The organism is Streptomyces sp. NPDC001970 (assembly GCF_053594115.1).
Genome location: NZ_JBSFDW010000050.1, coordinates 31,347 through 48,726 on the forward strand (window position 1 = coordinate 31,347; position 17,380 = coordinate 48,726).

At 69.9% G+C, this 17,380-nt stretch carries 16 protein-coding genes and 1 pseudogene; 6 read left to right on the top strand and 11 right to left on the bottom strand.

What is annotated here, in order from left to right:
* Positions 1–170: 170 nt before the first annotated feature.
* Together ACWCP0_RS37550 and ACWCP0_RS37555 are read right to left on the bottom strand one after the other, a co-directional pair.
* On the bottom strand, positions 171–1,223 hold the full coding sequence (locus ACWCP0_RS37550; RefSeq protein WP_451083231.1) for a threonine aldolase family protein: 1,053 nt from the start codon (positions 1,221–1,223) through the stop codon (positions 171–173).
* Positions 1,224–1,321: 98 nt separating this feature from the next.
* Complete coding sequence (locus tag ACWCP0_RS37555; RefSeq protein WP_451083232.1) at positions 1,322–1,987, bottom strand: TetR/AcrR family transcriptional regulator; 666 nt, start codon at positions 1,985–1,987, stop codon at positions 1,322–1,324.
* An 88-nt stretch (positions 1,988–2,075) separates the two neighbouring features.
* Between ACWCP0_RS37555 and ACWCP0_RS37560 the strand changes: the two are divergent.
* Positions 2,076–2,547, top strand: a pseudogene (locus ACWCP0_RS37560) (IS5 family transposase); the annotation flags it as partial.
* A 4-nt stretch (positions 2,548–2,551) separates the two neighbouring features.
* On the opposite strand, the gene ACWCP0_RS37565 reads toward ACWCP0_RS37560, so the two are convergent.
* From ACWCP0_RS37565 to ACWCP0_RS37590, 6 genes are all read right to left on the bottom strand, one after another.
* The gene (locus ACWCP0_RS37565; protein ID WP_451083233.1) at positions 2,552–2,872 is read right to left on the bottom strand and encodes a hypothetical protein; all 321 of its coding nucleotides are present in this window, start codon (positions 2,870–2,872) and stop codon (positions 2,552–2,554) included.
* On the bottom strand, positions 2,869–3,435 hold the full coding sequence (locus ACWCP0_RS37570) for a hypothetical protein (RefSeq protein WP_451083234.1): 567 nt from the start codon (positions 3,433–3,435) through the stop codon (positions 2,869–2,871). Before ACWCP0_RS37570 ends, ACWCP0_RS37565 begins: the two co-directional genes overlap by 4 nt.
* A gap of 475 nt (positions 3,436–3,910) precedes the next feature.
* Positions 3,911–4,726, bottom strand: coding sequence for an ABC transporter permease (locus ACWCP0_RS37575; RefSeq protein ID WP_451083246.1), 816 nt, complete (start codon positions 4,724–4,726; stop codon positions 3,911–3,913).
* A 40-nt stretch (positions 4,727–4,766) separates the two neighbouring features.
* On the bottom strand, positions 4,767–5,651 hold the full coding sequence (locus ACWCP0_RS37580; protein ID WP_451083235.1) for an ABC transporter permease: 885 nt from the start codon (positions 5,649–5,651) through the stop codon (positions 4,767–4,769).
* Between the two features lie 8 nt (positions 5,652–5,659).
* Entirely contained in the window at positions 5,660–6,865 is a 1,206-nt protein-coding gene (locus ACWCP0_RS37585) for an ABC transporter substrate-binding protein (protein WP_451083236.1), read from the bottom strand.
* A 129-nt stretch (positions 6,866–6,994) separates the two neighbouring features.
* A complete protein-coding gene (locus ACWCP0_RS37590; RefSeq protein ID WP_451083237.1) occupies positions 6,995–8,041 on the bottom strand; it encodes an ABC transporter ATP-binding protein in 1,047 nt (348 codons plus the stop codon).
* A gap of 233 nt (positions 8,042–8,274) precedes the next feature.
* On the opposite strand from ACWCP0_RS37590, the gene ACWCP0_RS37595 reads away from it, so the two are divergent.
* Positions 8,275–9,093: a FadR/GntR family transcriptional regulator gene (locus ACWCP0_RS37595; RefSeq protein WP_451083238.1), complete on the top strand. Its 819-nt coding sequence runs from the start codon at positions 8,275–8,277 to the stop codon at positions 9,091–9,093.
* Positions 9,047–9,829, top strand: coding sequence for a cache domain-containing protein (locus ACWCP0_RS37600; RefSeq protein ID WP_451083239.1), 783 nt, complete (start codon positions 9,047–9,049; stop codon positions 9,827–9,829). The genes ACWCP0_RS37595 and ACWCP0_RS37600 overlap by 47 nt, the downstream gene beginning before the upstream one ends.
* Positions 9,830–10,433: 604 nt before the next feature.
* On the opposite strand, the gene ACWCP0_RS37605 is transcribed toward ACWCP0_RS37600, so the two are convergent.
* Complete coding sequence (locus tag ACWCP0_RS37605) at positions 10,434–11,201, bottom strand: hypothetical protein (protein WP_451083240.1); 768 nt, start codon at positions 11,199–11,201, stop codon at positions 10,434–10,436.
* 646 nt (positions 11,202–11,847) lie between these two features.
* Between ACWCP0_RS37605 and ACWCP0_RS37610 the strand changes: the two genes are divergently transcribed.
* Positions 11,848–12,222 carry a cupin domain-containing protein gene (locus tag ACWCP0_RS37610; protein ID WP_451083247.1) on the top strand — a complete coding sequence of 125 codons (375 nt, stop codon included), beginning with the start codon at positions 11,848–11,850 and terminating at the stop codon, positions 12,220–12,222.
* 560 nt (positions 12,223–12,782) lie between these two features.
* Here ACWCP0_RS37610 and ACWCP0_RS37615 read toward each other — a convergent pair.
* Both ACWCP0_RS37615 and ACWCP0_RS37620 read right to left on the bottom strand, forming a co-directional pair.
* Entirely contained in the window at positions 12,783–13,556 is a 774-nt protein-coding gene (locus ACWCP0_RS37615; RefSeq protein ID WP_451083241.1) for a hypothetical protein, read from the bottom strand.
* On the bottom strand, positions 13,556–14,854 hold the full coding sequence (locus ACWCP0_RS37620) for a VWA domain-containing protein (RefSeq protein WP_451083242.1): 1,299 nt from the start codon (positions 14,852–14,854) through the stop codon (positions 13,556–13,558). Before ACWCP0_RS37620 ends, ACWCP0_RS37615 begins: the two co-directional genes overlap by 1 nt.
* Before the next feature lie 106 nt (positions 14,855–14,960).
* Here ACWCP0_RS37620 and ACWCP0_RS37625 point away from each other — a divergent pair, with 106 nt between their 5' ends.
* Positions 14,961–16,823 (top strand): cellulase family glycosylhydrolase, encoded by a 1,863-nt coding sequence (locus tag ACWCP0_RS37625; protein ID WP_451083243.1) that lies wholly within the window; start codon positions 14,961–14,963, stop codon positions 16,821–16,823.
* Positions 16,824–16,982: 159 nt separating this feature from the next.
* Positions 16,983–17,285 (top strand): sterol carrier protein domain-containing protein, encoded by a 303-nt coding sequence (locus ACWCP0_RS37630; protein ID WP_451083244.1) that lies wholly within the window; start codon positions 16,983–16,985, stop codon positions 17,283–17,285.
* The last annotated feature ends 95 nt before the right edge of the window (positions 17,286–17,380 follow it).

Here is a 17,380-nt window from a genome sequence, read left to right on the forward strand (position 1 = left end):
TCGGCATCAGCGTCCCGGGAACCGGCGGGTTCCGCTCGAAGAAGTGCCACATGACGGTCCGACGCGGCAGCCGTTGAGTACCGCCCGCCGGATGAAGGCAGCGGGAACCGAGTACGCCGGTACAGGGTGCCGCTGCCGCGGGGACGTTGACCGTGTCGGCCTGTCCGTGATCAGGCGGTGTGTCTGCGCACGGCACGAAGCAGGTCGTCGACGTCCTGCGGGGTGGTGGCGAAGGAGGTGACGAAGCGGACGACGCCCGGCTCCCATCGGTCGTGGTAGAAGACATAGCCGTCGGCCAGGAGTCTGTCGATGATCTGCCGGGGCAGACGGCAGAAGAGGATGTTGGCGTCGGCGGCGCCGAGCAGGCCGACCTCGGGCATGGCCTTCAGGCCCTCCTGGAGGCGGGCGGCCATGGCGTTGGCGTGGGTCGCGTTGCGCAGCCACAGGCCGTCGGTCAGATACGCGTCCAATTGCGCGGCGTGGAAGCGCATCTTGGCGGCGAGCTGGCCGGCGCGCTTGGCACGGAAGGAGAGTTCGGCGGTGAGGGAGCGGTCGAAGACGACGATCGCGTCGGCGGTCATCGTGCCGTTCTTGGTGGCCCCGAAGGACAGCAGGTCCACCCCGGCCTGCCAGGTCATCTCGGCGGGGGTGCAGCCGAGGGAGGCGACAGCCCCTGCGAAACGTGCGCCGTCCATGTGCAGGCGCAGGCCCGCCTCCTCGGTGATGCGGCCGAGGGTGTGGAGCTCGTCGAGGGAGTAGACGGCACCCGTCTCGGTGGCCTGGGTGACGCTGACCACCGAGGGCTCCACGCTGTGCACGTCCCCGGCCTTGTACCGCACGGCCGCGCGCAGCTCGTCGGGGTCGATCTTGGCGTCGTCACCGCCGAGCGGAACGAGCTTGGCACCCGCGGTGTAGAACTCGGGCGCCCCGCACTCGTCGTTGTTGATGTGGCTGTCGCGATGGCACAGCACGCTTCCCCACGGCGGGGTCAGCGCGGCCAGGCTCAGCGCGTTCGCGGCGGAACCAGTGGAGACCAGCAGCACGTCGACGTCGCACTCGAAGATCTCGCACAGCTTGCGCCGGACATCGCCGGTGATGGTGTCGGCGCCGTACGGCTTGGCCTGGCCGGCGGCCGCCCGGGCTATGGCGTCGATGATCTCCGGCGGGGCGCCGGCGACGTTGTCGCTGCTGAAGATGCGCGCCGTGGGGGTGGTGGTGCTCATGGGTGAGGATCCTCGCTGTCCGTTGAGGGTGGGAGAGGCCAGGGCGGCGGTGCTGTCCGCCTGATCGGTGCCGCTGCGGCACAGGTGAGGAACTGTGCTCACCGGCGGTATCTCTCGGTCGTCGTCCGCGCCGGGTCGGCGGCGTTGATCAGCTGGCGCAGGCCGCCGTAGTAGACCTCGTCGTCGGTCACGGTGGGCACGATCGCGGCGAGGTGACCGGTCAACGCCGGGAACTCCTCCGGGTCGAGCGCGGCCAGCGCGGTGCGGGTGGCCACCTGGGCGGCCTTGGGCTCGCGGTGATCGACGAAGCTCGCGCTGCCGAGCGTGAGCAGGTACATCCGCCGGTACGCGGTGATCGCCTCCTCGGGGGTCATCCCGGCCGCGAGGCTGTCGGCGAGCTGCGGTTCCACCAGGCGGGCGAGCAGATGGGGGCCGAGCCATGGGCGCGTCCCGCGCAGGGCGAGCAGCCCGGGGTGGGTGGCGAGCAGCCGGTACAGCGCGCTGAAGCGCGTCTCGGTGGCCGTGGCCCAGTCGGTGTCCTGCCCGACGTCGGGCAGCCGGGCGGCCAGGTGGTCGGTGCACAGGTCCAGCAGCCCGGCCAGGTCGGTGCAGCGGCGCTGAAGAGAGGCGAGGGAGATGTCCAGCCGCGCGGCCAACGCGCGGAAGGTCAGCGCCTCGGGGCCGCCCTCGTCGGCCAGGAGGAGGGCGGTCTCGGCGATGCGTTCCGGGGTCGCACGGTCCAGGGCGGGCGAGTGACGCGGCATACGAGTCATCGTACGATACGTTGTATCGAAACCCAAGTTGCCCGTTGTGCGACGCCATCACCGCGTACGTCCACGGCCGGTCGGCGACATCAACGCCACCGCCGACCGCCGCAGATCTCCGGCCACGTCCGCCCGGTCGCCGAGGTCCGGCAAGCAGGGTGGGCGCTGGGCAAGCCACCGCAGGGTGATCAACGGGATCATGTTCCGGCAGCGCACCGGGGTGCCGTGGCGGGATCTGCCGGCGCGTTCCGGCAAGTGGAAGACCGCGTACGAGCGGCACGGACGCTGGTCGGCGGACGGCCCGTGGGACAAGATCCACGCGACCGTCCAGGCCGATGCCGACGCGGATGGACTCATCGACTGGTCCCATGGTCAGCGTGGAATCCACCTCCTGCCGTGCCCACCAGCACGCCGCCGGAGCACGCAAGAGACCCCCGCGGGTGCCGGGGAAAAGACAACGCGCCGGCAGCACCGCCCCGACGAGGGACTCGGATGCTCCCGGGGGCGGACCGACCTGCAAGATCCATCTCGCCGGGGAAGGCGGCCGCCGCCCGCCGGCCCGCTTCAGCCGAGCAACGCCCATCGGACAGTTGCCAGCCCGGCCAGGACCAGCGGTGGAGCGAACCACCATCGGTTCATCACCCTGCGCACGGACGGGACCACGAGGAAGAGCACCGTGACGGCGCTGGTAGCGATCGTCAGGACGCACATGGCGATGATCCCGTCGACCGCGTCCCTGTCCCATGCGTCGTGCGGCCGGATGGTCACCGCGTAGAAGCAGAAACCGGCTGCGAGGAGATCGAGGATGACGACCGGAACCGCCAGGACCCACTGCAGGCAACCCCGGTCGTCGGTCCGGACCGGTTCGGAGCGGTCGGGGCTCATTGCAACGCCTCCCGAGCCGCGTCGAGGTTACTGCTGAAGCGCCGGCCGTACCGCTGGGCCTGCGGCCCTTCCCAGCCCGGCCCGCCGTTGTAGCGGGCGGCGAGTTCCTGGTACTGGGCGGGTGTCATGTCCTGGGCCGGCACATGGGCGAATTCGCTCTCCGCCTTGAGCTGCGCCAGGTATTCGGACGCGATGAAGATGTTCTGTGCCGGGTCCTGAAGTGACTCCTCGACTATCGTCCGCTGCTGCTCGGTGAGATTGCCCGGATCGTAGCCAAGGACCTCCGCACCGCGTCGGATCTGAATGGCGATCGGCCCGAAGGAGGTGTGGTCCGGGTCTCCGCCGAGGCGCCAGGGGAGGTTCTCCGGAATGACGGGGCTCAGGCCCCAGGGCGCATCCGCCTGCTCCCGAGGCGTGAGGTCGCGTCGGCGTGGAGCGTGCCGGTTGCTCCACGAGTGCCGGTTGCCGGAATCGTGCCGCCAGCCTGGGTCGGCAGGCAGCTGATTGAGCCGCATGCTCGACGACTGCTGTATTACGTCGGCCCATTCCTCATCGAACGACACCCATCCCCCTTTGTGCCTGCCGGGCCTCGCACATGGCGCACGACGGGCGGGCGAACGACAGAAGATGATCTTATCAATCAGTGGGAGGGTTGCCTGAAGACGAAATTTCCGGGCGGCGGCCGTCCCTGCTGCCCGACCACGCCGACCGGCCTCCGAGCGGGCCTTGCCCGTGGCGGCCTGCCGGTAGGTCCGGTAGTCCTGGCGTGACCCTGCTGATGGTCATCCAGGCCGTCGCGGTGCTCGCGGCCGCGACCGTGCTCATCAATCGGTTCAGGCCCGTGTTGCCCGTCCCTCTATGCGTCGCCGCGCGTAGGCACCACGCTGATGGGCGCCGCGCTGTCCTGCGAGCTGCGTCGCCGGTCCGGGAGCCTGGTCCCGCCGAGGGCGCTGCACTGCGGCCTCAACAGCGTCGGCTACGCGCCGGCGTGGGCGGTCGGCCGCTCGTGGGCAGCTGATCGCCACGCCCCACAGTTCCTCAGATCCTGCTGCCCGAGGCCGTGTCGCTCGACAGGCGCTGGGCCAGGTAGATCGGGATGATCGACAGCAGTACGAGCACGGCGGCGACGACGTTGACCACGGGAGCCTGCTGGGGGCGGGCCATGTTGGAGAAGATCCAGACCGGAAGTGTCTGTACCCCGGGCCCTGCCGTGAAGGTGGTGACCACGATCTCGTCGAAGGAGAGCGCGAAAGCCAGCAGCGCACCCGCCACCAGCGCGGAGCGCACCATGGGGAAGGTGACGTCCCGGAAGGCGCGGAAGGTGTGGGCGCCCAGGTCCATGGCGGCTTCCTCGTACGAGGCGGACATCCGGCGCAGCCGGGCGGCCACGTTGTTGAAGACCACCACGATGCAGAAGGTGGCGTGCCCGACGACCACGGTGAACATGCCGAGGCCCACGCCCAGCGGTTCGAGCACCGTACGGAACGCGGTGTTGAGCGCGACACCCGTGACGATGCCGGGCAGCGCGATCGGCAGCACGACCACGAAGGAGATGGCCTCCCGGCCGAAGAAGCGGTAGCGCTGCACGGCGAAGGCGATCAGCGTGCCGAGTACGAGCGCGATGGCCGTGGCGCCGAGGCCTGCCTTGACCGACGTCCACAATGCTTCGCGGGCCCCGGCGCTGTGCCAGGCGGCCGTCCACCAGCCGAAGGTGAGTCCGGGCGGAGGCCAGCCGGAACTGCGGTCCGGGTTCAGGGAGTTGACCAGGACCAGCAGCAGCGGGATGTAGATGACCGCGAAGCCGAGCCCTGCGGTGATGCGCAGGGTGACGCGCGCGGGGCGGGAGAGGTTCATCGGTGGGCCTTCGCTCTGCGTGTGGTCAAGGGACATGTGGTCACAGGCTGCTCAGTGCTCCGGTGCGCCGTACCGCCAGCAGGTACAGGACGATGACCACCACCGGTACGGTGCCCAGTGCGGCGGCCAGCGGCAGGTCCAGCGTGATGTTGGAGTAGATCAGATTGCCGATGAGCTGGGTCTTCCCGCCGACGATCTGGACGGCGATGTAGTCGCCGAGGCTGAGCGAGAAGGTGAAGACCGAGCCGGCCGCGACGGACGGCAGGATCATCGGCAGGACCACGGACTTCAGGGTCCGCCCGGTGCGGGCGCCGAGGTCCGCGGATGCGTCCAGCAGGTTCGCGGGAAGCTGCTCGAGTCCGGCGTGGATCGGCAGGATCATGTACGGCAGCCACAGATAGGTCAGCACCATGATGGTGGCGGTCAGTCCGTAGCCGGGGCCGTCCAGCCCGAACGGCCCCAGCGCCCATTCCAGCAGACCGCCCTCGGCGAGGATGAGGCGCCAGGCGTAGGCCTTGACCAGGTAGCTCGCCCACAGCGGGGTGAGGATCGCGACGACCAGCAGGGGCCGCCACCGGGGCCGGGCGATCCGGGCCGTGTAGAAGGCGATCGGAAAGGCGATCACCACGCAGATCGCGGTGACCGCGAGGGCGACGCCGACACTGCGCTGGGCGACCTGCCGGTAGACGTCGGTGGTGAGCAGGGCGGTGAAGTTGTCCGTGGACCAGACCTTCACCACATCCGAGGTGAACGAGTCCGTGGTCCAGAACGCGGACATGAACAGCGCGGTCAGCGAGCCGAGGTAGGCCAGGACGAGCCAGGCCAGTGGCGCGGAGAGGAGCAGGGACAGCTGCAGCCGGGAACGGCGGTGCAGGGTCCCGGCGAGCCGCCGGACGAATCCGGCGGCCGGCGCGGTCTGCGTCATGTGTGTGCTCAGCCCTTGATCTCGGTCCAGGCCTGGACCCACTTCGCGTACGGCACGCACTTCGTGTCCGTGCGGCCGTCGATGCACTGGGCGATGGGAGTCGTCCAGAAGTGGACGTTCTTCCAGTACGCCTCGTCCTGCGCGTGGAAGGTGGCGCAGTGGTTCTTGTCCGCGGTCAGGGCACAGGCCTTGCTGTTGGCGGGCGCTTCACCGAAGTACTCGGCGACCTGGGCGTTCGCCTTCGGGGAGACGATCCAGTCCAGCCATTTGTAGGCGCAGTTGGGGTTCTTGGCCTTGGCGGAGACCATCCAGGTGTCCGACCAGCCGGTGGCGCCTTCCTCGGGCAGCACCGCGTCGACCGGGGCCTTCTCGGCCTTGGCGGCGTTGACGATCACCTGCCAGCTGGTGCCGACCACCGAATCGCCGCTCTTGAACGCGGAGATCTCCTTGAGGTAGTCGCTCCAGTACTCGCCGACGTTGGCGTTCTGCTCCTTCAGCAGGGCGACGGAGGCGTCGAACTGCTTCTGGTCCAGCGCGTACGGGTTCTTGATGCGGAGCTCGGGCCTGGTCTTCATGAGGTACAGGGCGGCGTCGGCGATGTAGATGGGGGAGTCGTACGCCGTGACCTTGCCCTTGTACGGCGAGGCCTTGTCGAACACCACGGACCATGAGGTCGGGGCCGGGGTGACCTTCTCCTTGTTGTACATCAGCACGTTGGCGCCGCGGCCGTGCGGGATGCCGTACGGGACACCGTTGACGGTGTTCCACTGCTTGTTCTTGAGCCCGGAGAACACGTCCTTGTAGTGGGGCACGAGATCCGTGTTGACCGGTACGGCGTCTCCGGAAGCGATCAGCCGCAGACCCGCGTCACCGGAGGCGGAGACCGCGTCGTACTGCCCGGTCTTCATCAGGCTGACCATCTCGTCCGACGTGCCTGCGGTCTTGGTGTTGACCTGGCATCCGCTCTGCTTCTCGAACTCGGTGACCCAGTCGACCTTCGGGTCGTTGGAGCCGTCCTCGGCGTACCCGGCCCAGGCGATCAGGTTCACCTGGCCCTCGGACGTGCCGAGCGACTTCTGGGCGCTGAGCTTCGGCGGGGTGAAGCCGCTGCCACCGGGGGCGCCGCCCTTGGGGCTGTCGGAGGAGCCGCAGGCGGTCAGGAGGAGCAGGGAGCCGGCGGCGGTGGTGGCCATCAGCGATCGGTTCAGGCGCACGAGCATCTCCACACGTGAGGTAGGGACGGAGTGGGGGAACGGGGACCAGCAGCGGAGGGGAAGGGAAGGGGAGGGAAGGGGAGAGGGAAGGGGAGGGGAGAGGAGCGGGGAAGGGCCGACGCCCGTGGGTCAGTTCGGCTGCTTCGCCTCGGGCAGCGGGAAGTTGTGGCGGTTGTGCCAGTGGAGCCGCACCCGGGAGCCCCGGAAGGCGGCGACGTCCTCGGACGACGTCTCGAGGTTCTGCTGCAGTGCGGTGAGGCGCCCGCCCGCGTCCAGATCCACCAGGAAGCGGGTCGCGTCCCCGAGGTAGACGGCCTCCGCGACGGTGCCGACGGCCGCGGAGTGCTCCGGTTCGTCGGAGATGGCCGACTCCTTGAGGACGCGGATCTTCTCCGGGCGGATGCTGTAGGTGCCCGCCGTGCCGACCACCTGCTCAGCGGCCCGGCCGGTCAGCAGGTTGGACGTACCGACGAAGCCGGCGACGAAGGCAGTGGCGGGCCGCTCGTAGATCTCGGCCGGGGTACCGACCTGTTCCACGCGGCCCTTGTTGAAGACCGCGATCCGGTCGCTCATCGTCAGCGCCTCCTCCTGGTCGTGCGTGACGAAGACGAAGGTGATGCCGACCTCGCGCTGCATCGCCTTGAGTTCGACCTGCATCTGCTCGCGCAGCTTGAGGTCGAGGGCGCCGAGCGGCTCGTCGAGCAGCAGCACCTTCGGGCGGCCGACCAGGGCGCGGGCCAGCGCCACGCGTTGGCGCTGGCCTCCGGAGAGCTGGGACGGGCGGCGGCTGCCGAGACCTTCGAGCCGTACGCGGGCCAGCGCCTCACGGGCCTGCTCCAGCCGCGTGGCCTTCGGCACCTTGCGGACCTTGAGGCTGTAGGCGACGTTCTGCTCCACCGTCATGTGCGGGAAGAGCGCGTAGTCCTGGAAGACGGTGTGCACGTCCCGCTCGAAGGGCGCGAGGCGGGTGACGTCGGAGCCGGCGAGCTCGACGGTGCCGCCGGTGGGGGACTCGAACCCGGCGATCATCCGGAGCACCGTGGTCTTGCCCGAGCCGGAGGGGCCCAGCATCGAGAAGAACTCGCCGTCCGCGATGTCCAGGTCGACGCCGGCCACCGCTTCTGTCCGGCCGTATGCCTTGCGCAGGTTCCGGAGCCGGATCGTCATTCCCTCCATGAGCGGGGGACCTTTCTGCTGCGGTCGTCGGATGGCGTGTTCGGCCTACGGGCTGTGCCGGCAAGGGCGTTCACGGCCGAGGGCGTGTATCGGGGCTGAGGACCGGCGTGGCTGCCCGGCGCCGCCCCGTGTCCGTGTCCGGCACTGCCGGTGCGCGAAAACATATGAAGTCATGGTTCAAAGCTCAAGACCCCTTTAAGGTAAAGGCTGAGTCAATCCGCAAGGTGGTGGTCGTGAACCGAGACAAAGCAGACGTCCGCAGGGCCGTCTTCACGCCTGTCGACACCCAGGCACGGGTGGACGCCGTCGTGCGTCGCCTCGGTGACGCCATCGAGCTCGGACTGCTGGCCGACGGCGAACAACTGCCGGGCGAGACCGATCTCGCAGCCCAACTCGGCGTATCCACCGTGACCTTGCGCGAGGCACTGATGGCCCTGCGTCAGCAGGGACTCGTCACCACGCGCAGAGGCCGCGGCGGCGGAAGCTTCGTCACCGTGCCCGACGGGCCGACGGAGGAGCGGCTGCGCGCCCGGCTGGCCGACTGGAGCACCGAGGAACTGCGCGATCTCGCCGACCACTGGGCCGCGGTCTCGGGAGCCGCCGGCCGGCTCGCCGCCGAGCGCACCGAACCGGACGACCTGCAGCCCCTGCGCAGGACCCTGGACGAGCTGACCGACGCCGCCGAGGCGACGGCCCGCAGCCGGATCTGCTCGCGCTTCCACGTGGAACTGGCCGCTGCAGCCCAGTCCGCCCGGTTGACGCGCGAAGAGGTCACCATCCAGACCGAGGTGGGGGCACTGATGTGCCTCATCCTTGGCGATGATGGATATCTGGTGGAGGTGACCGATCGTCACCGCGCTGTAATCTCCGCCGTGCAAGATGGTGCGGGCGAGCGTGCCAGAGCCCTGGCAGAACAATGCGTGCAGGCATCCCTGACCCGCCTGATCGGACTCCGTCTCGGCTCTGTCGGCAGTGCGCGCCGTCTCCGTCCCGAGGAGGGCTCCCATGGCCAGCAGTCCCCGTCTCGTGAGCGCGGCAAAGGCCGCTCCTGACGAAACGGTCGCCGACGTGGCCGTCGGAATCCGTGACGCCCTCGAAGGCGTCTTCGATGCCGTGAGCCGGACGTGCGCCGAGACCCAGGCACTCCTCTGCTCGGTGTCGGCGCAAGGGCGCCGGCCCGTCTCCGCCGACCTCGCCCCCCTACGGCCCGGTCTGCACGAGCGACTCGGCCGGTACGACCTGGTCTCGGGGATCGGGTTCGTCGCCGTACCCGGGTTGCTCGCCGATGTGTCGGCCTGGCTGGAGTGGTGGCAGACCGATGGGAGCGGCGACGTCCGTCCGCTCGTGCCCGACCTCGATCCGCAGCACTCCGCGTACTCGGACTACACCCACTGGGACTGGTTCACGCTGCCGAGGGACACCGGCCGGCGAGCGGTCGCGGGACCCTATGTGGACTACCTCTGCTCCGACGAGTACAGCCTGACCCTCTCCGCACCGGTGACCGTCGAAGACCGCTTCGTGGGCGTCGCCGCCGCCGATGTGTACCTGCGGAACTTCGAAGCCGCCGTACTACCCCTGCTCCAGCGGCTGACCGCTCCCGCCCGGCTGGTCAACGCGCGCGGACGCGTCGCCGCCTCGACCGACCCGTACCACCTCGCCGGCTCGCTCACCAAGAGCGCCGCCTTCGCCGCCCTCCCGGCCGGCCCGCAGCACCCCACCGTCCACGACGGCCTGCGCCTCCACCCGTGCGACGGAGTACCCCTGCTGCTCGTCACGGCAGCCGGGTGACCGGTCCGGCGCAGGCACCAGGAAGCGGGCCCGGGCCCATCACACGTTCACGGGCCAGCTCCGGTTGGGGAGGACCCTGTTGGGCGACGCTGAAAATGCGGCATTCAAGGTGCCGATGAGCGAAAGCGGAATCGCCCCGCTGGTGTGGTCCCAGCGGGGCGATCGTGGGCGAGGTGTCGGGCCGGTCGGCAAGGTGCCGGGGTCAGTGAGTGTGCTGCGGCTGTTGTCGTCCCCGAGGAGGCCGCACGGTGATCGATTCGTCTACTGTGCTGGTCATCATCGGCAGCGCCGTTCGTGTCCGTGGGGGGTCGGAAGGTGAATTTCAGTCCACGCGTGCGGTTTTGGGCGAACATAGGCGCCTGCGTCTTTTGGGCGGCGGCCAGCTACCTGTTGGTGACGGAGGACCCTGTCCTTGGGGGTGGATGGCTATGGGTCGCCTGGATCGGCGCCGTGTTCGGGTTTCTCGGCGCGCTGCGGGGGGTCTATGTGGCGAGGCAGGAGAGACCCCCATCCGAGTGAGTGAATGCCGAAACTCTGTCAGTCGAGGACTTCGGCCAGGCGGTGCCCGAATCCCGACCCCCATGGCGCGCGTAAAGGATCACCTTCACCGGTCGGCGGCGGCGACGAAGACAACGAGCGCGGTAAGGAGGGCCGCGAGCGTCATCGCCATGGTGGCCGGCATGCCCAGGAATCTCCGCCCCTGAGGACGTTGCTGATGGGCGAGCCTGAGGGCCACCCACGCGCCTTGCGCGAGCACACCGGCGACGAATGCCAGCAGCAGCGGCATGAGGCCGTTCGGGATGGCCAGCGCACTCGTCACGAAGACGCCCACTACCGGGCTCAGGCAGGCCAGCGCGATCCACGGGGCCACCCGCCGGCGCGGTTGCGCCCCCAGCAGGGCGGCCAGCGCCAGGCCCTCGCTCGCGGCGTGCACCAGCAGCGCCGCCACCACGGCGAACGAGGCGGTCAGCGCCAGTGTCGCCCCCTCCAGGAACCGATGCAGGGCGAGCCCGGACGCCGCGCCGATGCCGCTGGCGCGGCCCGGCTCGCACGGGCAGCCGATGCGGACCACGGCGCCCATGACCGCGTACGAGGCGAGCGTGGTGACCGGCACCGCCCACCACGGCACACCAGCCTCGTGCGCTTCGTCCCACGCGTCGGGCAGAAGATGGAGAACGGCGATGATCAGCAAAATCCCGGAAGCGGCGGCGAACAGCATGGCCGAACGACCGGACCCACGCCGCGCCAGCCATGCGCCCACCACCGTGGCGAGAGCGACCAGGATCAGGGCGACCAGCGTTTCGGTCGTGGGCAGCTCCCACCCGTCCCCGTTCTCGGTGTGCGCGCCTGCTGCGTACAGCACGGAGAGCATGTCCCTCCCTGCACGGCGTGGCCACGCATGCGTGCGCGGTGCGGGCGAACCGACGAACCGGCTCCGTAATTCACTATTCCACTCCGCCACCGGTACGCGATTCGGCCTGCGGACACCCTTGCTGACCTGATGCGATGAAAGGAGCGGGCCTCACGCTCCTGCTGGGCGCGCAGGACGCTCGATCTGTCCAGGCCGCAGCCGACCACGCCCAGCGGACCGCGCCATCACCCACCGGTGGATCCGCGCTTAGAGGAACAAGGCCGTGCTGCTGTTGCGGCAGCGATGACGGCGGGACTGCGGCCGTGCGCTACGCCCTGCCTGGTCCTGACCGCCACGGCCCCCGTATTGCGGAGGCGGTCGGCCGGAGACACCCTGGTCTGGGGTGCTATCTGTACGAGGCACACGTCGCACGGCGTGTCACCGATGCGGGTCCGAACCTTGTCTCCACTGCGAAGTCCACTGCGAAGCAAGTTGTGTGGGCCCGGAATTGACGGACACGGTCAACGCCGAACGAGCCGACGGTGCACCGGCCCAGGAGGCGGTGGCCGACACAAGTCATCCGTTCCGGGCAGGCCTACGGAGGTGTATTGCAGTGCCGGAGAAGGACTCAGTGAACGAGACGACCGAGCAGGAGTTCGGACCCAAGATGCTGGCGGACGTCCAGCCACCCTTCATTCCCGAGGGCGCCTCGGGGATGACCATCCTCGTCCAGTGGCCTCCCGGTCACCCCGGCCTTCCTCCGCACCGCCACGCGGGGCCGGCTTTCGGCTACGTGATCGAGGGCGCGCTCCGCTTCGAGATCGAGGGTGAGCCGGAACGCGTGGTCACCGCCGGTGACACGTTCTGGGAGCCGGGCGGCGACGTGATCCACTACCAGGACGCCAACGCCCTCTCGGACGCGCCGACCAAGTTCGTCGCGTTCATGCTGTGCGAGCCGGGTCAGCCGATGTACACGCTGGTCGACGAGGAGGAGCTGAAGAAGCGGACACACCTGCGCGCCCCGCGTCCCTCCCCAGGCTGACCTGCCAGTGCGTTCCCGCAAGTTCGCAACACTCAGCTAGGGGCTGCAGCGCAGTACGCCCATGGGGAGCGACACGCCCCGGTAGTGTGATCCGATGTCTCATGGGATTGCGTGGATAGGCGAGCACAGCAGCGAAGACCCAGTCGGCAACACACGCGGAATGCGCGGCCGTATTTCGCTGACGGCCGGCCGGGGTGTCGACCTGGACGAGTCCCTGATCGCTCTGGGCGCGGACCTCCTGCCCGGGCAGCAGTCCACGTCTACCCCGAGATGTACGGCACCTGCGGGGAGTGGGTGTACGTGCTGGAGGACTGGGGCCTGGCGACGTGGTTCACCGGCTACCGGGGGGTGACTCGGCGATGGCGGCGATCTTGCCCACAGACACGTCGGGCAGTTCGGCGTGGATGCTGGCGGCGCTGCAGCCACGCCTGAATCGTTCCGACTGCGCCCTCAACGAGCGGGTTGCGCATCGGAGTGGGCGGTCGCCCGCCGGGCGGGACGACTGACGCGCCGCCCACCCCGGGTCAGGTGAGCCCGGGGCGAGCGGCGCCCGTACGACGTCAGGCCGCCGGCGGTGTGTGCGCCAGGCGGCCGTTGCCGCGGGTGAGGCGGTAGCCCCAGATGCCGGCCAGGGCGGCGAGCGCCGCACCGGCAGCCGTCCACAGCGCGCGGGACGACCACCAGCCGGAAGCCCAGCCGCCGTCCGGCTCGATCTCCGGGCCCGACGCGGGCACCAGCGGTGCCGCGAGCGTGCCGTCGACGGCGGCGGCGCCTCCGGAGTCGGCCGCCGTGACCTCCACCGCGGCGTCGACGGGCTCGCCCAGGTCCTCGGCGGGCGCGCCGACGACGGTCAGGCGGACGTAATAGGAGCCGGGAAGCGGGTCGTTGGCCCACGGCTCGGACCAGGCCCGGACCGTGCGCAGCGCACAGGAGAGCTCGAGCGAGGTGGCCTCGGCCGGGGCGGACCTGGTGTCGCTGCCGTAGCGGCAGGCCTGACGGCGCCGCAGCCCGTCGTAGACGTCGAGCCGCCAGGTGTGGGCGCCGTGGCGGGCCTCGGACCCGGGCAGCTTCACCGTGGCCCGTACCGTGGCCCGCTGCCCCGCGTCGGCCGGGAACTGCCAGTAGAGGTAGTCACCGGTCGACGCCTGCGCGGTCGCCCGCTGTCCGGGGCGGACGACGGTGGCCGTACGGAAGGATGTGCCGGCCTCGGTCGGCGCGGCGGCCTCCTCCGTGCTCGCGCTCGGGGAGGGGGTCTCCGCGGCGGCGACGCCCGGAGACGTCAGCAGCGCGGCGGCGGCGAGCAGGCCGCCCGTGAAAGTGCGTACGGTACGCATCAGTTGGTCCTCCAGACGGCGATGCGCAAGCGCGAGATCCAGCCCCACAGCAGACCGGCGACGAAACCCGCGAGCGTCAGCAGGCCGAGCAGCCACCAGCCGCGGCCGAGGCCGAGGAAGGCGACATCGGAGGCGTCGCGGGGGCCGTCCACCACGTCGATCGTCAGCTCGACGGGCAGACCGGGAGTGGTCTTGACGGAGGCCGGGGCGGAGAAGGAGTTGCTCACGCGCAGACAGACCGTCTCGGCGGCCGGCTTGACGTCGTCCGCGTCCACGTCGTCGATGGCGGGCTTGGGGTGGCGCAGACCCGTGGAGACGACGTCGGTGCGTCCGTCGCCCGCGGCCTCGCCGCGTACGATCTCCCGGCCGTGCAGCGTCGACGCGCGCAGCAGCACACCGTAGTCGCGGTTGACGGCGCGGTCGGCGCCGATGCTGACGGAGGCGCGGAGCTCCTGCCCGGGCAGCAGGTCCACCCGGTACCAGCGGTGCTCGCCGAAGGCCTCGCGGTCGGTGTAGAGGCCGGCCTTGAGCTGCGGCGCGTCCTGGCACCGGTCGGCGCCCTGCGTCGCGACCGGGGTGACGACAGGTTCGGCGGCGCGGTCGATCAACTGGCCGACCCGGTCGGACAGTTCCTCCTTGTGCTGAACGGAGGTGTACGTGCCGCCGGTGGCCTCGGCGATGCACATCAGCTGGGCACGCATCTTGGCGTTGGGGACGAGCCCGAGGGTGTCGATGGTGATGTTGATGCCCTTGGCGGCGATCTCGCGTGCCACCTCGCACGGGTCGAGCGGGGCGCAGGTGTCCTCGCCGTCCGTGATGAGCACGATCCGGCGGGTGGCGTTCCCGCCCTCCAGGTCGTCGGCGGCGCCCAGCAGGGCGGGACCGATGGGCGTCCAGCCCGTCGGGGCCAGGGTCGCCACCGCCGTCTTAGCCTCGGTCCGGTCGAGTTCGCCGACCGGGTAGAGCTGGCGCGTGTCCTTGCAGCCCTTCTTCTGGTCCTTGCCGGGATAGTCGGCGCCGAGCGTACGAATGCCGAGCCGGACCTCCTCCGGCACCGCGTCCAGCACCTCGTTGAACGCCTGCTTGGCCGCGGACATCCGCGACTGTCCGTCGATGTCGCGGGCCCGCATCGACCCGCTGACGTCCAGGACGAGTTCGACCTTGGGTGGTTCCTTCGCGGCCGGTTCGTCGGCCGAGCCGCCGGAGTCGGCGAAGGCGGCGGCCGGGACGAGGCCGCCGGTCAAGGTGACCAGCAGCGCGCTGCACACCGCGGCTGCCAGTCGCTTTCGTATGATCATCGCCGGATCATAGTGATCGCGGGGAGCGCTGCTCAATTCCGCGCGCAACTGGGTATCGACTGCGCCGCGTTGACAATCTGACGCTTCGTCAGTAATCGTGGTGTGCATGGGCAGACTGGGCGCGCGCATGACGGTTCTGGTGGTCCTCATGGCCACGGTCCTGTACCCGGGCGGCACACCGTCGGCCGCCTCACCCGCGCCCGGCTCGCTCTGGTTCGACGAGGAGGCCGCCGCCTCCTTCACGGTCGAGGACGGCCGCTTCGTCGACGGACTCGGCCGCGAGGTCGTCCTGCGTGGATACAACGTCTCCGGCGAGACCAAGCTGGAGGAGAACGGCGGGCTGCCTTTCGCCTCCGTCGCCGACGCCGAGAAGTCCGCGGCGGCGCTGCGCGCGCTCGGCGGCGGCAATGGCGTGCGCTTCTTGCTCTCGTGGGCGCATGCCGAACCCGTGCGCGGACAGGTGGACCAGGTCTATCTGGCGGCCGTCACCGCACAGATGAGGGCCTTCCTCATGGCCGGTGTCCGCGTCTACCCGGACTTCCACCAGGATCTCTTCTCCCGGCACCTGTTCCACGAAGGCAGCTGGTACACCGGCGACGGAGCCCCCCAGTGGGTGGTCGATGCCGGTGACTACCCGCGTGAATCGTGCGGGATCTGCCTCTTCTGGGGACAGAACATCACCCAGAACCAGGCCGTGACGCGAGCGACGCACGACTTCTGGCACAACAAGGGCGGCATCCAGGACGCCTTCCTCGCGACCGCACAGACCACGATGGCGTACGTCGCCGAGCACCTCACCGCCGCAGAGTTCGCCGGCGTCGTCGGCTTCGACCCGTACAACGAACCGCACGCAGGCTCCTACGACCCCGGTCAGACGAGCCGCACCTGGGAGCGGGACGTGCTCTGGCCCTTCTACGAGAAGTTCCGTGCGCGCATGGACGCGGCGGGGTGGCGTGACAAGCCCGCGTTCGTCGAGCCGAACCTCTTCTGGAACGCCAACCTCGACTTCCAGCGCCAGGAGGGCGGCCTGCTCGACGCGGGCCGGATCGGACCGCGCTACGTCTTCAACACCCACTTCTACGACCAGAAGGCGATCTCCGGCGTCTTCATGTGGGGCAAGGCGAAGGACGGACAGTACGCGGGCGACTTCGGCACCGTCCGCGACCGTGCCGCCGGTGCGGGAACGGCGGCCGTCGTCAGCGAGTTCGGCCACCCGCTCAGCGGCACGGTCGCCGACAAGGCCCCGACCGTCCTCAAGGCGATGTACCAGGCCCTCGACTCCCGGCTCCCCGGCGCCACCTGGTGGACCCGGCCGCACGAGTCGGGACCCGTCCTGTCCGGCACCCAATGGCAGTGGGACATCTACAACGGCCGCCACCACGAGCTCATGAACGGCAACCCCGACAAGGTCCTCACCGCCGGCGACGCCTGGAACGACGAGGACCTCTCCGCGGTACGCCTCGACGACTCGGGCACGCCGGTTCTCCGCCAGGACACGCGTCTGCTGGACCGCCTCTATCCGAGCGCCACGGCGGGCCGTGTACTGGCCTTCACCTACGAGGACCGCTCCCGCGACGGCTCCACCACCCTCACCTGGAACCCGGTGCCGTCGTCCCTGCCACGCGTCCGCGAGCTCGTCGGCTCCGGTCAGTACGGGCTGCTGCTGTGGCGCTCGGACGGCACCTCGGCCCCGACCGAACTTCACCTCCCGGCTTCCTTCGAAGCGCCGCGCACGACGGTCGTCTCCGACCTCGGCACGGTGCCCGCGCCCCCGGCGTACGACGGCACCACCCCGATCGCCGTGGCCCCCGAACCGGGCGGCACAGGCAGCCGCCGCCTCCTGCTCACCGCGCCGAACACCGGGAGCCTGCACTACGCCCTGATCACCAACGGGGCGGCGGCCCCTCCTGACCACCTTCTGCGTGGCGCGCGTGACGAACTGGCGGCTTGGGCGGCGGAGCACGGCTGAGGCGCATCCGCCCGCGCCGCGCGCAACTGGCGGCGGTCGCCCGGCAGCCGTACGCCGCACTGTGGCGCTTCCTTGCCGGGATCGACCTCGTGCCGTGGATCGAGTATTGAGGCGGCGGTGGACGAGCCGCTGCCGCACCTGCCGACCGACCCCCGTGCAGTGCGGTCAACAGAGGTGGACCGCCTCTGGGTACGACTCGTCGATGTCGACCGGGCGCTGGCAGGGCGCCGCTACACGACACCGCTGGACGTGGTCCTGGATGTCCGGGACGGCTTCTGCCCGTGGAACACCGGCGGTTACCGGCTACAGGCCGACGGCGACACGGTGGGGTGCGAGCGTACGGGCGCTTCCCCTGACCTGCGGCTCACCTCGGCCGAACTGGGCGTGGCCTTCCTCGGCGGCACGACGCCGAGTTCCGCGCACACACAGTGGAGACGAAGCGGAATTATGCAACGGATCTAACCTCGCCGTTTCGGTTGGGGTGCGGCTGAGGGTTGGGTAGAAACGCAAAAGTGCCTCCCTGAGCTGGGACGATGGACCTTGTCTAGGGGTTCGGT